Source organism: Actinomyces sp. ICM58, from assembly GCF_000283035.1.
In the GTDB taxonomy this organism is placed as follows: Bacteria; Actinomycetota; Actinomycetes; order Actinomycetales; family Actinomycetaceae; genus Pauljensenia.
The window spans coordinates 12,625-32,092 of record NZ_ALIY01000111.1 but is presented as its reverse complement, the minus strand read 5'-3'; the positions used below and the strand labels follow the sequence as shown (position 1 = coordinate 32,092).

Annotated in this window: 18 protein-coding genes; 2 read left to right on the top strand and 16 right to left on the bottom strand. The window is 67.3% G+C overall.

The window, feature by feature from the left end:
* From HMPREF1138_RS05490 to glgA, 6 genes are all read right to left on the bottom strand, one after another.
* Positions 1-1,932, bottom strand: a 1,932-nt coding sequence (locus HMPREF1138_RS05490; RefSeq protein WP_009057495.1) for a bifunctional [glutamine synthetase] adenylyltransferase/[glutamine synthetase]-adenylyl-L-tyrosine phosphorylase, incomplete at its 3' end; no start/stop codon positions are given.
* Positions 1,929-3,269, bottom strand: a complete 1,341-nt coding sequence (locus HMPREF1138_RS05485; protein WP_021612682.1) for a glutamine synthetase family protein — start codon at positions 3,267-3,269, stop codon at positions 1,929-1,931. The genes HMPREF1138_RS05485 and HMPREF1138_RS05490, both read right to left, overlap by 4 nt.
* A gap of 70 nt (positions 3,270-3,339) precedes the next feature.
* Positions 3,340-4,299 carry an SPFH domain-containing protein gene (locus tag HMPREF1138_RS05480; protein ID WP_009057491.1) on the bottom strand — a complete coding sequence of 320 codons (960 nt, stop codon included), beginning with the start codon at positions 4,297-4,299 and terminating at the stop codon, positions 3,340-3,342.
* Positions 4,300-4,337: 38 nt separating this feature from the next.
* Complete coding sequence (locus HMPREF1138_RS05475; RefSeq protein ID WP_009057458.1) at positions 4,338-4,805, bottom strand: NfeD family protein; 468 nt, start codon at positions 4,803-4,805, stop codon at positions 4,338-4,340.
* Positions 4,806-4,825: 20 nt separating this feature from the next.
* A complete protein-coding gene (locus HMPREF1138_RS05470; RefSeq protein ID WP_009057477.1) occupies positions 4,826-5,614 on the bottom strand; it encodes an ABC transporter ATP-binding protein in 789 nt (262 codons plus the stop codon).
* Positions 5,615-5,650: 36 nt separating this feature from the next.
* Positions 5,651-6,874, bottom strand: a complete 1,224-nt coding sequence (gene glgA / locus HMPREF1138_RS05465) for a glycogen synthase (protein WP_009057464.1) — start codon at positions 6,872-6,874, stop codon at positions 5,651-5,653.
* A 169-nt stretch (positions 6,875-7,043) separates the two neighbouring features.
* On the opposite strand from glgA, the gene HMPREF1138_RS05460 reads away from it, so the two are divergent.
* Positions 7,044-8,279 carry a glucose-1-phosphate adenylyltransferase gene (locus tag HMPREF1138_RS05460; RefSeq protein WP_009057466.1) on the top strand — a complete coding sequence of 412 codons (1,236 nt, stop codon included), beginning with the start codon at positions 7,044-7,046 and terminating at the stop codon, positions 8,277-8,279.
* Entirely contained in the window at positions 8,276-8,968 is a 693-nt protein-coding gene (gene serB / locus HMPREF1138_RS05455) for a phosphoserine phosphatase SerB (protein WP_009057476.1), read from the top strand. The genes HMPREF1138_RS05460 and serB overlap by 4 nt, the downstream gene beginning before the upstream one ends.
* Positions 8,969-8,972: 4 nt before the next feature.
* Here serB and HMPREF1138_RS05450 read toward each other — a convergent pair whose 3' ends face one another.
* The 10 genes from HMPREF1138_RS05450 to thrS all read right to left on the bottom strand — a co-directional run bounded on the left by HMPREF1138_RS05450 (position 8,973) and on the right by thrS (position 19,457).
* Positions 8,973-9,500, bottom strand: coding sequence for an NUDIX hydrolase (locus HMPREF1138_RS05450; RefSeq protein ID WP_009057462.1), 528 nt, complete (start codon positions 9,498-9,500; stop codon positions 8,973-8,975).
* Positions 9,497-10,345 (bottom strand): PrsW family intramembrane metalloprotease, encoded by an 849-nt coding sequence (locus HMPREF1138_RS05445; protein WP_009057472.1) that lies wholly within the window; start codon positions 10,343-10,345, stop codon positions 9,497-9,499. The genes HMPREF1138_RS05450 and HMPREF1138_RS05445 overlap by 4 nt, the downstream gene beginning before the upstream one ends.
* A gap of 90 nt (positions 10,346-10,435) precedes the next feature.
* Positions 10,436-12,184, bottom strand: coding sequence for a PrsW family intramembrane metalloprotease (locus HMPREF1138_RS05440; RefSeq protein ID WP_009057487.1), 1,749 nt, complete (start codon positions 12,182-12,184; stop codon positions 10,436-10,438).
* A gap of 17 nt (positions 12,185-12,201) precedes the next feature.
* The gene (locus HMPREF1138_RS05435) at positions 12,202-13,497 is read right to left on the bottom strand and encodes a PrsW family intramembrane metalloprotease (RefSeq protein WP_039937053.1); all 1,296 of its coding nucleotides are present in this window, start codon (positions 13,495-13,497) and stop codon (positions 12,202-12,204) included.
* Position 13,498: 1 nt separating this feature from the next.
* Positions 13,499-14,122, bottom strand: coding sequence for a hypothetical protein (locus tag HMPREF1138_RS05430; RefSeq protein WP_009057481.1), 624 nt, complete (start codon positions 14,120-14,122; stop codon positions 13,499-13,501).
* On the bottom strand, positions 14,119-15,297 hold the full coding sequence (locus HMPREF1138_RS05425; RefSeq protein ID WP_009057492.1) for a glycosyltransferase family 4 protein: 1,179 nt from the start codon (positions 15,295-15,297) through the stop codon (positions 14,119-14,121). Before HMPREF1138_RS05425 ends, HMPREF1138_RS05430 begins: the two co-directional genes overlap by 4 nt.
* Complete coding sequence (locus HMPREF1138_RS05420) at positions 15,294-16,220, bottom strand: phosphatidylinositol mannoside acyltransferase (protein ID WP_009057475.1); 927 nt, start codon at positions 16,218-16,220, stop codon at positions 15,294-15,296. Before HMPREF1138_RS05420 ends, HMPREF1138_RS05425 begins: the two co-directional genes overlap by 4 nt.
* A complete protein-coding gene (gene pgsA, locus HMPREF1138_RS05415; RefSeq protein ID WP_009057498.1) occupies positions 16,217-16,843 on the bottom strand; it encodes a phosphatidylinositol phosphate synthase in 627 nt (208 codons plus the stop codon). The genes HMPREF1138_RS05420 and pgsA overlap by 4 nt, the downstream gene beginning before the upstream one ends.
* Complete coding sequence (locus HMPREF1138_RS05410; protein ID WP_009057465.1) at positions 16,843-17,418, bottom strand: HIT family protein; 576 nt, start codon at positions 17,416-17,418, stop codon at positions 16,843-16,845. The genes pgsA and HMPREF1138_RS05410 overlap by 1 nt, the downstream gene beginning before the upstream one ends.
* 5 nt (positions 17,419-17,423) lie before the next feature.
* Positions 17,424-19,457, bottom strand: a complete 2,034-nt coding sequence (thrS, locus tag HMPREF1138_RS05405) for a threonine--tRNA ligase (RefSeq protein ID WP_009057493.1) — start codon at positions 19,455-19,457, stop codon at positions 17,424-17,426.
* Positions 19,458-19,468: the final 11 nt, after the last annotated feature.

The following is a 19,468-nucleotide window of genomic DNA, read 5'->3' as shown; positions in this document are numbered from 1 at the left end:
CGTCAGCTCGCGGGTGCGCACGGCCCGCACGCGGGCGGCCGCCTCGGTCGCATCGTCGTGCCGATCGATGAGCGCCGCGACCTCGCGGGTCAGGCGCTCGGGCGGACGCGGTGCCAACTCGGAGTCGTCGTCCAGCCAGGCGACCGCCTCGGGGCGTTTGGCCAAAGCCTCGGCGATCCACCGAGAGTTCGGCAGCATCGTCATGAGCCTGCGGGCAGCCACCCCCGAGTCGCGCAGGAGCGCCAGGTACCAGTGCGAGTCCCCGATGTCCTCAGAGAGGATGCGGAAGTTGAGCAGCCCCATGTCGGGGTCCGCGCCGCCCGCAAGCCACGAAATGAAGACGGGCAGGAGGTGGCGCTGGATCGCGGCGCGCCGGCTCGTCCCCTGAGTGAGGGCTGCGATGTGCGTGAGGGCGCCGGCGGGATCGCGGTAGCCGATGGCCGCCAACCGGTCGCGCGCCCCCTCGGCGTGCAGGGACGTCTCGTCCTCGCGAAGCTGCGCGGTGGCCGCGACGATCGGCCGATAGAACACGTCCTCATGCAGAGCACGCACGCTGGCGCGCACCTCGTCGATCGCCGCGCGGATCGAGTCCGCGTCCGGGTAGCGCGCCGGATCCATCGCGCGCCCCAGAACCCGCAGGTCGCGGTCCTTATCGGGAATCAGGTGGTTGCGGCGCATGCGCGGCAGCTGCGTGCGGTGCTCGACGGCGCGCAGGAATCGGTAGCAGGAGGCGAGTTGGTCCGCGTCGGATCGGGCGATATAGCCGCCCTCGCGCAGCGCCTCGATCGCCTCCAGGGTGGAACGCACCCGCAAGAACACGTCGGTGCGCCCGTGCACCAGCTGGAGGAGCTGCACGGTGAACTCCACGTCGCGCAGGCCGCCGCGCCCAAGCTTGAGCTCACGCGAGGCGTGGGAGCGCGAGATATTGTCCTCGACGCGCCGGCGCATTGCGCGCGCCGCCTCGACGAAGCCCTCGCGCGCCGAGGCGCTCCACACGTAGGGCTGGGCGGCTTCCTCGAAGGCCATGCCGAGGCGGGGGTCGCCCGCGCACGCTCGCGCTTTGAGCAGCGCCTGAAACTCCCAGGTCTGGGCCCACTTGTCCCAGTACTGGCGGTAGGACTCGATCGTGCGCACGAGGACGCCGTTGCGCCCCTCGGGACGCAGGTTCGCGTCCACGGTCCACAGCGGCGCCTCGCTTCCAGGGCCCGAACAGGCCGAGGCCGTGGCGGAAGCCAGACGGGTCGCGATCTCCAGGGCGCTTCGTTCGTCCCCGTCCGCCCCGGCCTCAGCAACGTAGACGACGTCCACGTCGGAGATGTAGTTGAGTTCGCGCGCGCCCGTCTTGCCCATCGCAATAATCGCGAAGGGAACCCGCGCCTCCGGGTCGATGTCGCGGCGCGCCAGGGCCAGGGCTGCATCCAAGGTGGCGTCCACCAGAGCAGCGATGCGCTCCCCTACGATCGGCATCATGTCCTCGGGGGATGCGCTCGTCAGGTCGTCGGCCGCCAGGTGCAGCAGCACCCGGCGGTAGGCGGCGCGCAAGTCGTCGACGCTGGCCTCCGGCGCGGCCACCCACGCGCCGCCGCCGATGCTGTGGGCTCCCACGGCCTCGTACAAGACGTCGCGCGGCTCGCCCGGCTTCTCGTTCATCGCCGCCGCGCGCGAGGGCTGCGCGATCACGTAGTCGCCCAGCCACTGGCTGGCGCCCAGGATCGCGCACACGCGCCGCCGGGCATGCTCGTCCGTGCTGAGCGTCTCGACGAGACCCGGGTCCGCCTCCCTCAGTCGCACCGCCTGCAGCAGTGCCTGATCCGGGTCGGCCGACGCGCTCAAATCCGCGACCCACGACTCGCCCCGCGGAAGCTCCTCAAGGAAGGCCTGGGCGCGGCGCGCGTCCAGGAAACCCGCGACCCGCAGCTCCTCGGGGGTCACCGCGGGACGACCTTCAAGAATTGCTCGATCTCCTGGCGGGTGATCTGCTGACGATACTCGGTCCACTCCTTGCGTTTATTACGGATGACATAGTCGAAGACCTGCTCGCCGAGGGTGGAGGCAACCAGCTCCGACCCCTTCATTGCCCGCACCGCGTCCGACAGGGAGGCGGGCAGGGCGTGGATGCCCATCACCTGCCGCTCACGATCGGACAGATCCCACACGTTGTCCTCCGCCTCGGGCATGAGCTCCATCTTCTTCTCGATGCCGTCCAAGCCCGCCGCGATCATGACGGCGAAGGCCAGATACGGGTTCGCGCTCGGATCGGGGGCGCGGTACTCGATGCGCGCGGATCCGCTCTTCTTCGGCTTGTACAGGGGGACGCGCACGAGAGCCGAGCGGTTCAAGTGCCCCCAGCACACGTAGGAGGGTGCCTCTCCCCCGCCCCACAGGCGCTTGTACGAGTTCACGTGCTGGTTCGTGATCGCAGCCATGTCCCCCGCGTGGGCGAGGAGCCCCGCGATGAAACGCCGCCCCGTCGTGGACAGACGGTACTGGCCCGACGGGGAAAAAAACGCGTTCTCCTCGCCCTCGAAGAGCGACAGATGCGTATGCATGCCCGATCCCGGGTGCTCGATGAACGGCTTGGGCATGAAGGTAGCGACCAGCTCCTCGCGCAGCGCCACCTCCTCGATGACCGTGCGGGCTGTCATAATGTTATCGGCCGCACGCACCGGATCCACGGCGCGCAGATCAATTTCGTTTTGGCCGGGCCCACCCTCGTGGTGCGAAAACTCCACGGGGATACCCATGTCCTCCAGCATGCGCACCGCGCGGCGCCGGAAATCGTTCGAGTCCCCACGCGCCACGTGATCGAAGTAGCCCGCCTGATCCACGGGCACCATGCGCTCGGGGGTCACAGGCTGACGCAGGAGGTAGAACTCAATCTCGGGATGCATCATGACGCGGAATCCCGCGTCCGCAGCGCGCTCGACCGTGCGCTCCAGGACACCGCGAGGGTCTGAGGGGGCGGGACGCCCGTCCGGCATGAGCACGTCGCAGAACATGCGCGCCACGGGCTCCTCCTGCGGGCGCCACGGCAGCAGCTGGAACGTCGAGGCATCCGGCATCAGCAGCATGTCCGACTCAAACACGCGGGTCAGGCCCTCGACGGCCGAACCGTCGAAGCCAATCCCCTCGCTGAACGCATCCTCGAGCTCACCCGGATCGATAGAAATCGACTTCAGGACGCCCGCGACGTCCGTGAACCACAGCCGAATGAAACGGATATTCTTCTGCGCGACCTCGCGCAGCACATGCTCCTGGTGCGAATCCACCGTTGACCTCCCGTTGAATAGACGACGGGCCGACCGCAGGGACTGCGGTCGGCCCGGCATAGGGTCCAGTCTACTTGCCCAGGTTGAAACCCTTCGAGATGGACTCCAGTGCGCCGGTGAGATCGGAGGGAAGCATCCACAGCTTGGACGCCTGTCCGTCGGCGATCTTCGGCAGCATCTCGAGGTACTTGTAGGAGAGCAGCTCGGGCGTGGCCTTGCCCGCGTTGATCGCGGCGAAGACCGTCTGAATGGCCTCGGACTCACCCTGAGCGCGCAGGATCTGCGCTTGGCGGGCACCCTCTGCCTGCAAGATCAGGGCTTCCTTCTGGCCCTTGGCCTGCAGCACCTGAGCCTCCTGCTGGGCGGAAGCGGCCAGAACGGCGGCTTGCTTGGCACCCTCGGCTTTCTTGATCTGCGCTTCACGCTCGGCCTCGGCGGTCAGAATCGTGGCGCGCTTGGTGCGCTCGGCGGTGATCTGCTGCTCCATGGCGGCCAGGACTCGCGGCGGCGGCTCGATCGACTTGAGCTCGACGCGGGTCACGCGGATGCCCCACGGGCCCGTCGCCTCATCGAGGACGCCGCGCAGCTGCTTGTTGATGGACTCGCGCGAGGTCTGCGTCTGTTCGAGGTCGAGGGAACCGATCAGGTTACGCAGCGTGGTCGCGGTCAACTGCTCGATCGCCTGCAGGAAATTCGCGACTTCGTAGGTCGCGCTGCGCGGATCGGTGATCTGGAAGTAGATCACCGAGTCGATCGAGACCATCGCCTGGTCGGCCGTGATGACCGGCTGGGGCGGGAAGTTCGCGACCTGCTCACGCAGGTCGATGCGGGCGGCGACGCGGTCCACGAAGGGAACCAACAGGTGGAAGCCACCTCGCATGACCGCCTGGAATCGTCCGAGGCGCTCAACAACGTAGGCCTGCGACTGCGGGACAATGCGCACCGCGCGGACCAGCGAGACCACGACGAAAACGATGAGGGCAAAGATAACGACCAGGGCGATGTTGCCGATGATGTCAGCGGATCTCATACCGTCTTTCCTTTCTTATCAAACAAATGGGGCGCGACTCACGACGCGGGGTCGGCATAGGGGTGCGTGGGGGCGAGCTGCGTGGGCTCGACGGCGCTCACAACGGCGGTCGCACCGTCAATGCGATCGACGCGCACCTCGGCTCCCACCGGGATAGACGCGCCCTCGGTGCGCGCGCTCCACTCGCCGCCCGAAAACTGGATGCGTCCGTGTCGCTCGCCCACGATCTCGGTGACGTACCCGGTCTTACCGATCAGTGCGTCGGTGTTCGTGCGCACGTCACCCGCAGATCGATCGATACGCCCCTTCAGGAAGGGACGTAGACCGGCCAGAAGCGCCACCGTCACGACGACGAAGACGATCACCTGAATCGTCACGTTGGCGCCCAGGGCACCCGCGATGCCGGCCGCCAAGGCGCCGATCGCGAACATGAGGAACACGAAGCTGACGCTCATGACCTCGATGATGCCGCAGACGAGGGCGGCAAGGATCCATACCCACCACATGGTTTCGTTCCTTTACTGCTCTATTCGGTGACGCCGCGCGCCCACCAGCGCCCGTCCGTGCGCCCGGCGAGCAGGGGCATGCCGTAGACCTCGGACAGGTTGACGCCCGTCAGCACGTCCTCGATGGGCCCCTGATGGGCGATGGTCCCATGCGACATAATCGCGCAGTGGGTCGCGCCGTCAGGAATCTCTTCGATCTGGTGGGTCACCAGGATGATCTGAGGAGACTTCGAGCCCTTCATGATCTCGGAGAGCGCGCCGATGAGGAGCTCGCGCGCCCCCAGGTCGAGGCCAGAGGTGGGTTCGTCGAGGACGAGCACCTCGGGGTCGGTCATGAGCGCGCGCGCTAGAAGGACGCGCTGCGCCTCGCCCTCGGACAGGGTGGCGAATTCGCGCTGAGCCAGGTGGGCGACGCCGAAGATCTCCATGAGTGCGTTCGCGCGCTCATCGTCGACCTCTTCGTATTCCTCGTCGTGAGCGACAGCGACGCCCCAGGCGGCGCTGCGCACGGTGTCCAACACCGACTGCGTGGGGACGATCTTCGCCGCCACGGCAGCCGAGGCCAGCCCGACGCGCGTCGCGACATCGGCCGGATCCGCGTGGGCGAGATCCGTCTCCGACACCGTCACCTCGCCGCTATCGGGAGTGATGCGGCCCGAGGCGACGCGCGCCAGCGTCGTCTTACCCGCGCCGTTGGGACCGACGATGACCCAGTGCTGGCGCGGACGCGTCGACCACGAGACGTCGGACAGGACCTGCGTGTCTCCTCGCTGGAGGGACACGTGAGAAAGATTCAGGACGTAAGTCATGCATCAAGCCTAGTCGTGTTGGACACCGCGCGCGCCCTAGACGAGCGAACGGTACAGGTCGGCGGTCTTCACGCCGATGGCTTCCCACGAGAAGTGCTCGCGCGCACGCACGAGGCCGGCCTCGCCCATGCGACGACCCAGCTCCGGGTCGTCCAGGACACGAATAAGGCGATCCGCCATGTCGTGCTGGAAGGTCTCGGGGTCCAGCGGGGTTCCCGTGCCGTCCTGCATCTGCTCGATCGGCACGAGGTAGCCCGTCTCGCCGTCGACAATCACGTCGGGGATGCCGCCGGTCGCCGTGCCGACGACGGGAAGGCCGAGCGCCATGGCCTCCAGGTTGACGATGCCGAGGGGCTCGTAGACCGAAGGGGTGATGAAGACCTGGGCGGCGGAGAGGATCGCGGCGACCTCTGGCTGCGGGAGCATCTCGGAGATGAGCACGACGCCGGAGCGGGTCGCGCGCAGGTCGGCGACGAGGCCCTCGACCTCGGCGGCAATCTCGGGGGTGTCCGGGGCGCCCGCGCACAGGACCAGCTGGACGTCGTCGGGCAGCAGGCGGGCCGCGCGCAGGAAGTAGGGCAGGCCCTTCTGTCGGGTGATGCGGCCGACGAAGACCACCGTCCGACGCGTCGGATCGATGCCGTGCTCCGCCAGGACGCGCTCGCGCAGCTCATCCCCGGCCTCGCCCGTCGGCGCGTGCCACTTGTTCAGGTCGATGCCGTTGTGGATCACGTGGACGCGCTCGGGGTCGACGCTCGGGTAGCAGCGCAGGATGTCCTCTCGCATGCCGTTGGAGACGGCGACGATGGCGCTGGCGGCCTCGTAGGCGGTCTTCTCCACGTAGGAGGACAGGCGGTAGCCGCCGCCGAGCTGCTCGGCCTTCCACGGGCGCAGCGGCTCCAGCGAGTGGGCGGAGATGACGTGGGGGATGTCGCCGAGGAGCGAGGCCACGTGGCCCGCGAAGTTGGCGTACCAGGTGTGCGAGTGCACCAGGTCCGAGCCCTCACACGCGGCGGCAATCTCGAGGTCGACACCGAGGGTACGCAGCGCTGCGTTAGCTCCCTCAAGCTGGGGCAGGTCCGAGTGACCGGTCACCCCCGGATCGGCTCCGTCGGTTCCGGGCGCGCGGGGGCCGTCAAACGCCTGCACTCGCAGGTCATCGACGAGGCCGCGCAGCACCTTGGCCAACTCGAGAACATGGACACCGGCTCCGCCGTAGACGTGGGGCGGGTATTCGCGGGTGAGCAGATCAACGCGCATGATGTGGTCCTTCCGACAGTGGCGACGCGTGTAACACATAGTATCTGAATTCACGGGCATCGAAATCGAAACGAGACGGTGTAGCAAACGATAGACATCTGTAATACAGTGTGACCACACCCACGGCCTGCGGCGAGGCAGGCCCAATCGACCAACGAAGAGGTGCCGTATGGCAAAGAACCACGTTCTGGCAATCGTTCTTGCGGGCGGTGAGGGTAAGCGTCTGATGCCGCTAACGGCAGATCGCGCGAAGCCGGCTGTCCCGTTTGGGGGTCATTTCCGCCTGATCGATTTCGCTCTGTCGAACATCGTCAACTCCGGATACCTCAAGATCGTCGTGCTGACCCAGTACAAGTCTCACTCGCTTGACCGCCACGTGACGAAGACTTGGTACACTTCTCCCCTGCTCGGCAACTTCATTGCTCCCGTTCCGGCTCAGCAGCGTCGCGGGCCGCACTGGTACCTGGGCAGCGCGGACGCGATCTACCAGTCTCTCAACATCGTCGACGACGAGGCGCCCGAGTACATCGTCATCATCGGCGCGGACAACATCTACCGCATGGACTTCTCGCAGATGGTCCAGCACCACATCGACTCGGGCCTGCCCGCGACGGTCGCCGGCATCCGCCAGCCGATCGAGCTCGCCCCCGCCCTGGGTGTCATCGACGGCGAGGGCGGCGTCGTCAAGAACTTCCTCGAGAAGCCCAAGAACGCCGTGGGCCTGCCCGACGACCCGACCAAGGTGCTCGCCTCGATGGGCAACTACGTGTTCACCACGAAGGACCTGGTCAACGCCCTGCGCGAGGACGCCAACAACCCCGACTCGAAGCACGACATGGGTGGCAACATCATCCCGTGGTTCGTCGAGCGCGGCGAGTGCGGCGTCTACGACTTCCAGGACAACGACGTGCCGGGTTCGACCGACCGCGACCGCGACTACTGGCGCGACGTTGGTACGCTGGACGCCTACTACGAGGCGAACATGGACCTGATCTCGGTGCACCCGGTGTTCAACCTGTACAACCGTGAGTGGCCGACGATGACGATGATCGATGGCTCGCTGCCACCGGCCAAGTTCGTCTACGGCGACCAGGATCGTCTGGGTCACGCGATCGACTCGTTCGTCTCCCCCGGCGTGATCGTCTCCGGCGGCGAGATCGTGCGCTCGATCGTCTCCCCGCACACCTACGTCCACTCGTGGGCGCGGATCGAGGACTCGGTCGTCATGCACGGCAGCCGCGTGGGCCGTCACTCGCAGGTCGTCAAGACGATTCTGGACAAGAACGTCATCGTTGAGGAGGGCGCCGCCGTCGGCGTCGACCTCGAGCACGACGTCGAGCGTGGCTTCACGGTCACGGAGTCCGGGATCACCGTCGTTCCGAAGGGGACGGTCGTCCGCAAGTGAGCTCCACTCACCGTATCGATGAGCCGGGTGCGCTGCTGTTCGCCAGCGGGGCACCCGGCCTCGTCGTCACCGACGTCGATTCGACGCTCATCAGCCAGGAGGTCATCGAGGAACTGGCCGAGGCCGCGGGCACGCGCCAACGGGTCGCCGAGATTACCTCGCGCGCGATGAACGGCGAGCTTGATTTCGCCGAGTCCCTGCGTGAGAGGGTCGCAACCCTCGCGGGAGTGTCCGCCTCCGTCTTCGCCGACGTTCTCACCTCGATCACACCGACGCCGGGCGCGCGCGAGCTGATCGACGCCGTGCACGCGGCCGGGGGTCGATTCGGGGTCGTCTCCGGGGGCTTCGAGGAGGTCGTCGCCCCCCTGGCAGCCTCCCTGGGTATCGACTATTACGCGGCCAACCGCCTGGAGGTGGTCGACGGCGCGCTCACGGGCCGAGTCCTCGGGCGCATCGTGACCTCACAGGTCAAGGTCGAGTGCCTGCGCCAGTGGGCCTCGTCCCTGGGGGTGCCGATGGAGCGCACGGTTGCGATCGGGGACGGAGCCAACGACATCCCCATGATGAACGAGGCCGGGGTCGGTATCGCTTTCTGCGCGAAGCCCGCGGTGCGCGAGCAGGTGTCGGTCCAGCTCAACGTGCCGGATCTGTCCCTGGCGATCGCGCCGCTGGGCCTGTCCCTGGCCTAGCGTTTTACGGTTCGCGGGTGTCGGTCAGCTCGATGAGCTTTCCGTCCCAGCCATCTTTCCACGCCCTGGCGTACTCGAGGATCTGCGCGGGGTAGATCTCCCCGTCGATGCTTGCCGAGGCTTCGTCGACGTCCCACCAGCGTTGGGTGTCGATGACGGAGCGTTCGAGCTCGGTCCACCCGTCCCTGCTCAGCGCAGTGGAGGGGGCCCGGGCGATGAAAAACCACTCGTCCTGACGCGCGGTGACGGCCAGGAAATCAAATTCGGCGGTGCGATACAGGACGGGACCGACCAGGTCGTCGGCCCGCAGGCGCAGGCCCGTTTCCTCGTAGACCTCGCGCACGGCGGCCGCACGAGGGTCCTCCCCTGCCTCGATGCCGCCTCCGATCGTGAACCACCAGGACCGTTCCGGCTGGTCCTCGTCGTGCCCCATTGCCAGGAGCACCCTGCCTGCGTCGTCGAACAGGAGGACGCGGGCGGCCTCCCGGTGGGGGTAGCCGTCCGCGTCCAGCGGCCAGTCGAGTGCGCTCATGCCTCCAGGGTAGCCCGGCGGCGGCGCATCCCCCACACGAGGAGCGCGACACTGACAGCGAGAATCGGAACCTCGATCGCGCCATAGGTGAGGTTCCAGGAGTCCTCGGGCGCCAGGAAGCCGACGCCGTTGGCCTGCGCGTGCAGGAGCACGGCTCCCGCGAAACCGCCGAGGCCCGCGGCGATCCCGACGAAGACATTCTTCGCGCGCAGGATCGCCCAGCACAGCGCGAATCCGAAGACGCCCGTGAAGATGGCGTGCCCGAAGGCACCGAGGAGGGCGCGGGCCAGGAACGATTCCCACAGGCCGCCCATGCCCTCGTCGAGGGCGCTCACGTAGTAGCCGATGTCCTCGCCCCACGCGAAGCCGATTCCCACGAGGCCGCCCAGGACCGCGCCCTGGGCGGGGCGCTGCAACACCTTGCGAGCTGTAAGGATGAGGATGAGCGCGCCGATCCCCTTCGCGGTCTCCTCGATAAGCGGTCCTGTCACGACCGACGTCACGACATCGGCCGTCTGGGCATCTGAGATGCTCGTCTCCATGGCCGCATCGGTCACGCCATTACCGATGCCCGCAATGAGGAGCGCACCACCGGTGCCCCACGCGAATGCGGCGATCCACGAGAGGATCGACGGGGTGAATCGCGCCAACCACGCCAAGAAAACGAGACCGACAAGGGCGCTCACGCACGAGGCGCCCACGGCGAGTGCCGCCGTTGAGTTGGTGGCACCGTCGATCGCGCCGCGCACTTCGTAGGCAAGTGCCGGGATGCTCAGGATGATCAATATGATCGAGCTCACGGTGAGTGCCGTCGTTGATCGACGGGCAGGGTGTGTGTGAGTCACGTCTATGTCCTTTCTGTCGGTAGCATCATGGCCCGCTTTCCTGTGTCCGCCCTGTGAGGAGGCGTTGAGTGGGCCATGAGCACCGATGATTCAGACGATACGTGCACCCGTGAGTCGCATGAAGATGGCGCGCTGCTCGGTTGCTTCCTTCGTGGCCTCGCGCGTGGCCTCCAGGCGCTTGGGTTCAGGGCCCCGCACGTTCATGACGACCTGGTCGAGGCCGAGGGTGGCCAGCGCGTAGATGAACTGCTTCATCGCCTTCTTCGAGGCCGGGCCACCGCGCGCTGCCCAGTTCAGGGCGGTGCGACGCGAGGCGGGATCGCACACCATCTGGACCTCGCTGGGGATGATCCAGCCCTGTTGGACATAGGGCATGAGGCCCGCGGCGGCGTCTCGGCGCTCGCGTTTCATGGCGAAGCCGACGAAGCACAGCCAGCCGATGAAGAGGGGGATCTGCAGGCAGGCGTACAGGAGGAACCAGGCCTCCTCTGAGGAGACGATGTAGCCGGAGCCGTTCCACACACCGTGGAGCGTGACGCCCAGGAGGTATCCGAGCGTGATCGCGCCGCATCCGAGGCCGATCGACTTCGTCCGGGTGACGGCCCAGCCGATCGCCCATCCCGTCAGGGACGTGTACATGACGTGACCGAAAACGCCCATGAAGACGCGCACGAAGAAGGTAAACCAGAAGGTACCGTCGACCGCCGCGTCCACGAAGTACCCGAAGTCTTCGACGACGAGGAAGCCGGCAGCGGACAGGCCGCCGTAGAGCAGGCCATCGAGGGGGGATGAGATGTTGTTTCGGCGCAGGAGAACGATGGCGATGACGCCGAGCGCCTTGAGGAATTCCTCGCCGAGGGGGGCACCGACGACGACCGCGAAGACCTCGCCGGCCGCGGGGTTATCCGTTGCTGCGGAAAAAACAAGCTTCGCGAAGTCGTTGGACATTCCAGCGAAGAAGATGGCGACGCCCCCGCCCCACAGGAATGCGGCGATCTTCGTCCACCAGGGCTCGGGCTCGAAGCGGTCCACGAAGAGCAGGAAGGAGATGACGATCGACAGCGGAAAGAGGCACATGAACGCGAAGAACATGCCGTACAAAGGCCCAGCGACAAAAATCGCTCCGAGGATGCCGAGAAGCATCATCGCGGCGCCCGCGCCGATGGTGACCCCTTCGAAAACGGGGAGAGGCTTCCTCTCAGGCTCGGGCATGACCCACACCTGGGCTGCCTGCGGTGCGGCCTGCGGATATTGGGCCGTGCCGGGGCCGGGCATGGAGGGACCCGAGCGCACGAAGGAGCGGAATCCGGGGGTGAACTGACCGGGTGCAGGGGTGCCCGGCGCAGATGCGCGGGAGGCCGACGAGGCCTGGGGGGTGCCAGGCTCAGACGCGGACTGTCCCGGGGGCGCGAAACGACTGCCCGCGGCGCGGGGCGCCTGGTCGGGCGCGCTCGGGGCTCCGAACTGCGCCGAGGCCCGGGTGGGCCCGCCCTGTCCAAACTGGGGCGACGCCTGCTGTCCCATGGGAACGCGCGCGGGAGGCGTCGCGCCCTGCGTCGGCTGCGGGACCTGGCCCTCCTTCGGCTGCGGAACCTGGCCCTGCGTCGGAGCGGGCACGGCCTGGCCACCGTAGCGGGACGTGAACTGAGCCGACGCGCTCGGGGCCGGAACCGGAGCCTGAGGCGCCCTGGAGCCCTGAGCGGGAGGGGTCGCGCCCGCCATCGGCTGCGGGACTTGGCCTGCGCCGGGGGCGGGCACAGCGTTGGCTCCTGCGTTGCCCTGCGGGGCAATCGCGTGCCCCGTGGGAGCCGGACCGGGGAACTGGGGATTGTAGGTCACTGTTGTTCTTTCTGCTCTCAGGCTGCCCGGGCGCGCGAGGAGACGGCCTTCGAGACGTCGTGCTGCTGCTCGGCGATGGAGGTCAGGCGCAGGAATTCACGCCTGTTGTCGGCGGCCTCGGTGAGCATCTGTCGATCGTTCTCGATGCGGGCGGGATCGGGCCCATGCTTGGCCATGAGGCGCTGGTCGAGGCCGAGGGAGGCGAGGTTGGCCAGGAAGGAACGCATCGCTTTCTTGGCGTCGCGACCGCCACGGGCCGCCCACTTCAGGGCTGCCTTGCGGGAACGCTTGTCGGTGGCCATCGTGACCTCGCCGGGCAAGACCCAGCCGGTACGGACGTAGGGAACCAGGCCGGTGCGGATCTTCTCCGCTTCCTTGCGTGTCGCGCGCAGCAGCAGGACGGACCACACGATGAACGCGGGCACCTGAACAACAGCGTAGAGGACCAGGAACCAGCCACCCCCGTAGGAGGCGCTGCCGTTCCACAGGAAGTGGATCCCCATGGCGCACACCCAGAACACGGCGACGATTCCCGCCTTGGACCATCCGCGCTTGAACTTGAGAAGTGCCAGCGCCAGCCCGATACCCGTCATGGACGTGGCCATGACGTGCAGGAAGGGGCTGAAGATACCGCGCATGACGACGAGGACGATGAGGTTGGTCGTGCCCTCGGCCTCGCCACGCAGGAAGTAGAGGATATCCTCGGTGAACATGAATCCAGCGGCCGAGAACCCGGCGTACACGACGCCGTCCAGGACGGAGTTAATGTTGGTGCGCCGCACGAGGACCACAATGAGCACGCCGACGCCCTTGAGCGTCTCTTCGACAAGCGGGGCGACGAAGGTCGCGGACAGGGCGGAAGCCCCCTGCGCGTCGCCGGTCGAGTATGCGATGTTGTGATGCAGCGCGGTGTTGAGGATGCCGGCCGACAGGGTTGCAACGCCGGCGCCCCACAGGAACACCGAGATCTTCGTCTTCCAGGGCTCGGGTTCCCAGCGGTCGATGCGAATGAGGAACCCGACGACGATCACCAGCGGGATGAGAGCCAGCAGTGTCGTCTTGACGAGCGCAAAGTATCCCGTGGCCTCGGGGGTCAGCATGTACAGGGTCAGGCCGATGATGCCGAGGACACCGATGACGGTCATGACCATCTCGAACCATGGGAACGAGTGAATCGCCTTGGGCGGCTGCCACACGGGGGCGGCGTCGTCGGGGGCGGGTGCGCCGATGCCGTTGTCCTCACTGATGGCAGCAGCGCTGATCTTGCTCAGGCGGTAGTCTTCGCCCGGCCCTCCCCAGTGGGTCGTCTCCATGTCAGTATCCCCGTCCGCCAGTGTGCGTGTCGTCATCAAAGTCAATCGGCTCCGGAATCGGAGCGTGCCCCGCGAGCCGAAGCAATTTTACCATTCGTGCGGAACGAAGGGCACGCACGCCCGCGACGTCCACGTTATGCACGTTACGTGTCAGTTGGATCCGATAGCACGTCGCGTCGAGCGCCTCGAGCCGCGCCGCGGCCAGCGGGTCCGCGCTGATCGACTCGCGAACCGGCGGGGTCAGCGTGTCCCGGATGGCGCGCGACAGGGCGGAGGCACGCTCGAGCCGAGCGGCGACCTCCACGCGATCGGCTTGACGTCCGGCGGTCGTGCGCCGATCGAGGCCATCGATCGTGAGCTGATCGCCGCCGTCGTGAATATAGGCGCGCGCGAGGTCACGCATCGCGTCGGCGCTCCCCTCCTCGAAGGCCGCGCACTGCGTCAGGAGCGACGCCTCCGAGGCCCGGCGCAGGAGCAGCCGCGAAAGCGCGTCGCGTGAGGCAATGATCCTCTGATGCAGGCGATCGAGGCGACGGGCTCGGCTGATCGCCACGAAGGCGACAATCCCGAGCACGACGATGAGGACGGCGAGGCCGACCAACGCCCACGGGGACAACAAGATCACGATGACTCCCCTCGGTCTTCACGTCCGCGAATCAGGTCCCGCGTGCTGCGCGAACCCGATTCCGCGGGGCTTCCCATGTCGATGGCGAGCTTATAGACCTCGAACACCTTGTCCGCCACGACCTCCCAGTCATACTGGGCGGAGGCTCGCTGGCCCGCGTCCGACAGCTCGTCGAGCCTGCCGGGATCCCCCAGCAGGTCGATCAGCGTGGCCGCCAAGGACTCAGAGCTTCCGGTCTCGAAGAGCGCTCCCGCACGCCCGTCCTCGAGGACGGCGCGGAAAGCCGGAATGTCGGATGCGACGACGGCGGTGCGGGCGGCCATCGCCTCGACGAGGACGATGCCGAAGGACTCGCCTCCCGTTTGAGGCGCCACGTAGATGCTCGCGCCCGCGAGCAGCGACTCCTTCTCCTCGTCGCTGATGCCACCCAGGAAGGACACCGACTCGCCAAAACGCGCCACGGCCTCGCGAATGTCGGGGGCATCCCCCCTGCCCGCGATGAGGAAGCGCGCGCCTGGGAAACGCTCCAGGACAGAGCCAATCGCCCCGGCAAAAATGCTCAGGCCCTTGCGCGGCTCGTCAAGCCGCCCCAGGAACACGATGACCGGGCGATCGGCGCTGGCCTCCCAGCGCTCCAACGGCGAAGCAGAGCGGAACGAGGCCGTCTCAACCCCGTTGGGGATGATGACCGCGTCCCCGCCGTGGTGCTCGATGAGGGTCCGGCGCGCCTCCTCGGAGACCGCGATGCGCACACCGATGCGCTCCATGTACAGCCTCATCGGAGCCGAGGCGATGGCGCGCGACACCGAACGACCGAGAGCCGCGTGGAAGGTACCCACCAGGGGCGCCCGCGACAGCATTGCGGCGGCCATGGAGACCGAGGGAACGACCGGCTCGTGCACGTGGACGACGTCGAAGTCGTTGTCGGCGAGCCAGCGGCGCGTCCGTTTGAGAATCGTAGGCTTGACGGAGATGTTGGCGACCGACCCGTTGAAGGGAATCGACACCGAGGAACCGGCCGACGTGATCCACTCGGGCAGGTCATCGGAGGTCGAGGGGGTCAGGACGCGCACGTCGTGACCGCGTGAGCGCAGCTTGAGCGCCAGGTCGCGGATATGGAAGCCCACTCCCCCGGGCACATCCCAGGAATAGGGGTTGACGATCCCGATCTTCACCGGTTCTTCCTCTCATGCTCCGCCCGGGCGCGGGCGAGGCGCTCGGGGTCTAAGTCCTCGACGAACACGCGCTGCATCATGTGCCAGTCCTGCGGCCGCTCCGCCATCATCGCGGCGAACTCACTCACCCACGCCTGCGTCAGCGCCTCCACGCGGTTCGCGCCCGGCGCCAGCTCCTCGGGAACGCTCACCGGACCGACGCAGCGCACGCGCACGTCCGCGCCCGTGGGAGTCTCATTCTCATAGGTGATGCACGCGACGAAAAGAGGGCGATCCAGTTTGGTCGCGAGGGCCGCGGGTCCCGCCGCGACGAGGGCTCGCGCGCGCCCCAGATCCACCTCGATGCCCGATCCCGAAATGTCGCGGTCAGCCAGCAAGGGCACGATCACGCTACAGCCGCGCACCCGCTCGACGAGGCTGCCGAACACAGACTCCCCCTTGGCGACGCCGATGATCTCCATCCCAAGCCCCTCGCGCAAGGCCACGAAACGCTCGAACAGCGAGGGGGGCTCGACCTTCTCGGCCACCGTGACGATCCCCCGACCGTGGGCGCACACCCACGCGCCCGCGCGGTCCCAGCTGCCCGAGTGACCCAGGGCCAGGACGACCGGGCCGTCCTCACTGGCGGCAGCCAGGGCCTCGAAACGGTCAAAGGAAACGCCCTCCAACAGGGGTACTCCCCTGCTCGAGCCCAGCATCAGCTCCTCGGCATAGTTGCGAATATGAGAGCGGACGGCGGCAATCAGCAGGTCGCGCGAGGGCTGCTCGCCCGTCAATCGCGCCATGTTGGCGCGCAGGCGTTCGATGGGCGCTCCCCCGCGCCGCGCGAGGACGCCTGCGCCGACGTGAGCCGCACGCATCACGACGCGCAGGGGCAGGCGTGGGGCCAGCGCGAAAGCTGCCGACAGGGGCGAAAAGGTCACTGCGCTCCCTCGTCGATGGTGCGCGCGGTGAACCAGATGCGCTGGCACACGGTCACGAAAGACGCGACACAGACCCAGGTCAGGCCAGCCGCGAACACCCATTCGGGCAGCCCGAGGCTCATGAGCATCGCCGTGCCCATGCCGACAATGAGGCGGTCGGTGCGCTCGGCGATACCGAGCTTGGCGATCACGCCCACGGACTCCGCTCGGGCGCGGGCGTAGGGCACCGCCGCCGCGCCGATGATCGAGCAGATGCCGACAATGATCGCCCAGGTTCGCACGGGGGAATCTGCCATCCGGAAGACCGCGTAGGCGGTGAGCGAACCGAAGACCGCGCCGTCGGCGAGACGGTCGAGCGTCGAATCTAGGAAGGCACCGAAGCGCGTCCCGCCGGTCGTCATCCGCGCCAGTGTTCCGTCGACCGAATCGCCGAACATCACGACCGCCAGGGCAATGCCGCCCTGCCAGATCCATCCCCGCGGGATGCACACGACCGCGATGGCCACGGACGCCACCGTTCCCGCAACCGTCACCATGTTCGGAGTCACACCGGCGCGGGCAAGAACGCGGGCGAGCGGCGTAAAGATCGCCTTGGTGATCGACCGTCCGTGATTGCCGAGCATCAGTCCTCCCTCGGCCAGGCGGCAGCTAGGCGTGCGCGAGCGTCCTCGAGGAGCTCGGGCACGGCCTTCGTGCGCGCAATAATGGGCAGGAAGTTCGCGTCACCGGCCCACCGAGGCACGATGTGCTGATGCAGGTGAGCGGCGATTCCGGCGCCCGCCACCTCGCCCTGATTCATGCCCAGGTTGAAGCCGTGCGGGGCTGCCACCTCGCGGCTCACCCGCATGGCGGTAGCCGTCAGCTCCCCCAGCTCGACGCGCTCAGCGTCGGTCAGCTCGGTGTAGTCCGAGACGTGACGATACGGACACACGAGCAGGTGACCGGAGTTGTAGGGAAAGAGGTTCATGAGCACGAAGCACGTGGCGCCTCGGTGAACGATGAGCCCCTCGTCGTCGGCCTTACCGGGCGCGGCGCAGAAGGGACACGTGCGGTCACTCGCGTCGGCGGGTTTGCCCTCCCCGTGGATGTAGGCCATCCGATAGGGGGTCCAGAAGCGAGAGAAGCCGTCCGGGACGCCCGCAAGCCCGCGGGCGTCCTCGGTGGGCAACGGTTCGTGGGGCGTGCCCTGCTCCGTCATGTCGCTCACGCCTCGTCGAGGCCGTCGATCTGGTCCGCGTTGTTGCGCTGCTCAATGTGCGCGGCGATCAGCTCAACCGCGCGATCGACAACAATGCCGTTATGCTGCGAGCCGTCGCGCAGGCGGAACGACACGGCCCCGGCCTCGACGTCCTCGCCACCGGCGATGAGCGTGAAGGGGATCTTGTCCTTCGACGCGTTGCGGATCTTCTTGCCGAAGCGGTCGTCGGACAGGTCGGTCTCGACGCGCACGCCGCGCTCGCGCAGCTTCGCGGCGACGTCCTTGACGTAGCCGTCGAAGGCCTCGGCGACGGGGATAAGGCGGACCTGGACGGGCGAGAGCCACGCCGGGAACGCGCCCGCGTAGTGCTCGGTGAGGACGCCGATGAAGCGCTCGACGGAGCCCAGCTTCGCGGAGTGGATCATGACGGGGCGCTGACGGGTTCCGTCGGCGGCCGTGTACTCCAGGTCGAAGCGCTCGGGCTGGTTGAAGTCGTACTGGATCGTCGACATCTGCCAGGTGCGGCCGATCGCATCCTTGACCTGGACGGAGACCTTCGGGCCATAGAAGGCGGCGCCGCCCGGATCGGGCACGAGGTCCAGGCCGGTGGCCGCGCAGGCGTCCTCAAGCGCCTTGGTTGCGGCCGCCCAGTCCTCGTCGGAGCCGATGAACTTGTCCTTCTTCTTGCCGTCCTCGTCGCGCGTGGACAGCTCCAGGTAGAAGTCCTTCAGTCCGAAGGCGGAGAGGATGGAGAGGAAGAACTCGATCTGCGTGCGGATTTCCTCGGAGGCCTGCTCGGGCGTGCAGTAGGTGTGCGAGTCGTCCTGCGTGAAGCCGCGCATGCGGGTCAGGCCGTGGACGACGCCGCTCTTCTCGTAGCGGTAGTCGTGGCCCAGCTCGTAGAAGCGCAGGGGCAGCTCGCGGTAGGAGCGGCCTCGCGAACGGAAGATGAGGTTGTGCATCGGGCAGTTCATGGCCTTGAGGTAGTACTCCTGGCCTGCCTTCGTGACGTTACCCTCCTCGTCGCGTTCCTCGTCGACGAGCATGGGCGGGAACATCGTGTCCGCGTAGTAGGGCAGGTGGCCCGACGTGTGGAACAGACCGCCCTTAGAGATTTCTGGGGTGTGCACGAAGTCGAAGCCGGCCTGCTTATGCCGGTCGGTCACGTATGACTCGATCTCGTGGCGCAGGATGCCACCCTTGGGGTGGAAGATGACCAGGCCGGGGCCGATCTCCTCGGGGAAGGAGTACAGGTCCAGCTCGGCTCCGAGGCGGCGGTGGTCGCGGCGCTCGGCTTCCTTGATGCGCTCCTGGTAGGCGACGAGGTCCTCCTTGGAGGCCCAGGCCGTGCCGTAGATGCGCTGGAGCTGGTCGTTCGACTGGTCGCCCTTCCAGTAGGCGGCCGAGGCCTTGGTGAGCGCGAAGCCGTTGCCGATCAGCTTGGTGGAGGGCAGGTGGGGGCCGCGGCACAGGTCCTTCCAGGCGACGGAACCGTCGCGGCGGACGTTGTCGTACATGGTCAGGGTCGCGCCGCCGACCTCGACGGACGCGCCCTCCGCGCCCTTGCCCTTCGTGGTCACCAGCTCAAGCTTGTAGGGCTGGGCGGCCAGCTCGCGGGTGGCCTCCTCCTCGGAGATTTCGCGGCGCACGAAGCGCTGGCCTTCCTTGATGATGCGCTTCATGCGCTTTTCGAGGTCGCGCAGCAGCTCGGGGGTGACCGCGTCGATGTTGCCGAAGTCGTAGTAGAAGCCGTCGGTGATGAAGGGGCCGATGCCGAGGTTGACATCGGGGAAGACGTCCTGAACGGCCTGGGCGAGCACGTGCGTGGCGCTGTGACGCAGGATGTTCAAGCCGTCCTCGCTGGCCAGTGTGATGGCCTCGACGCTCGTGCCCTCCTCGAAGGGGGTCGCGAGGTCGCGCGGCGTGCCGTCAACCTTGATGGCGACGACGTCGCGGGACTTCTCGAACCACGTCGTGCCCGTGGTCCCCGCCGGTACGGTCTGGTTTTCTCCGTCGATGACGAGCGAGATGTCGGGCACAGTGTCTCCTT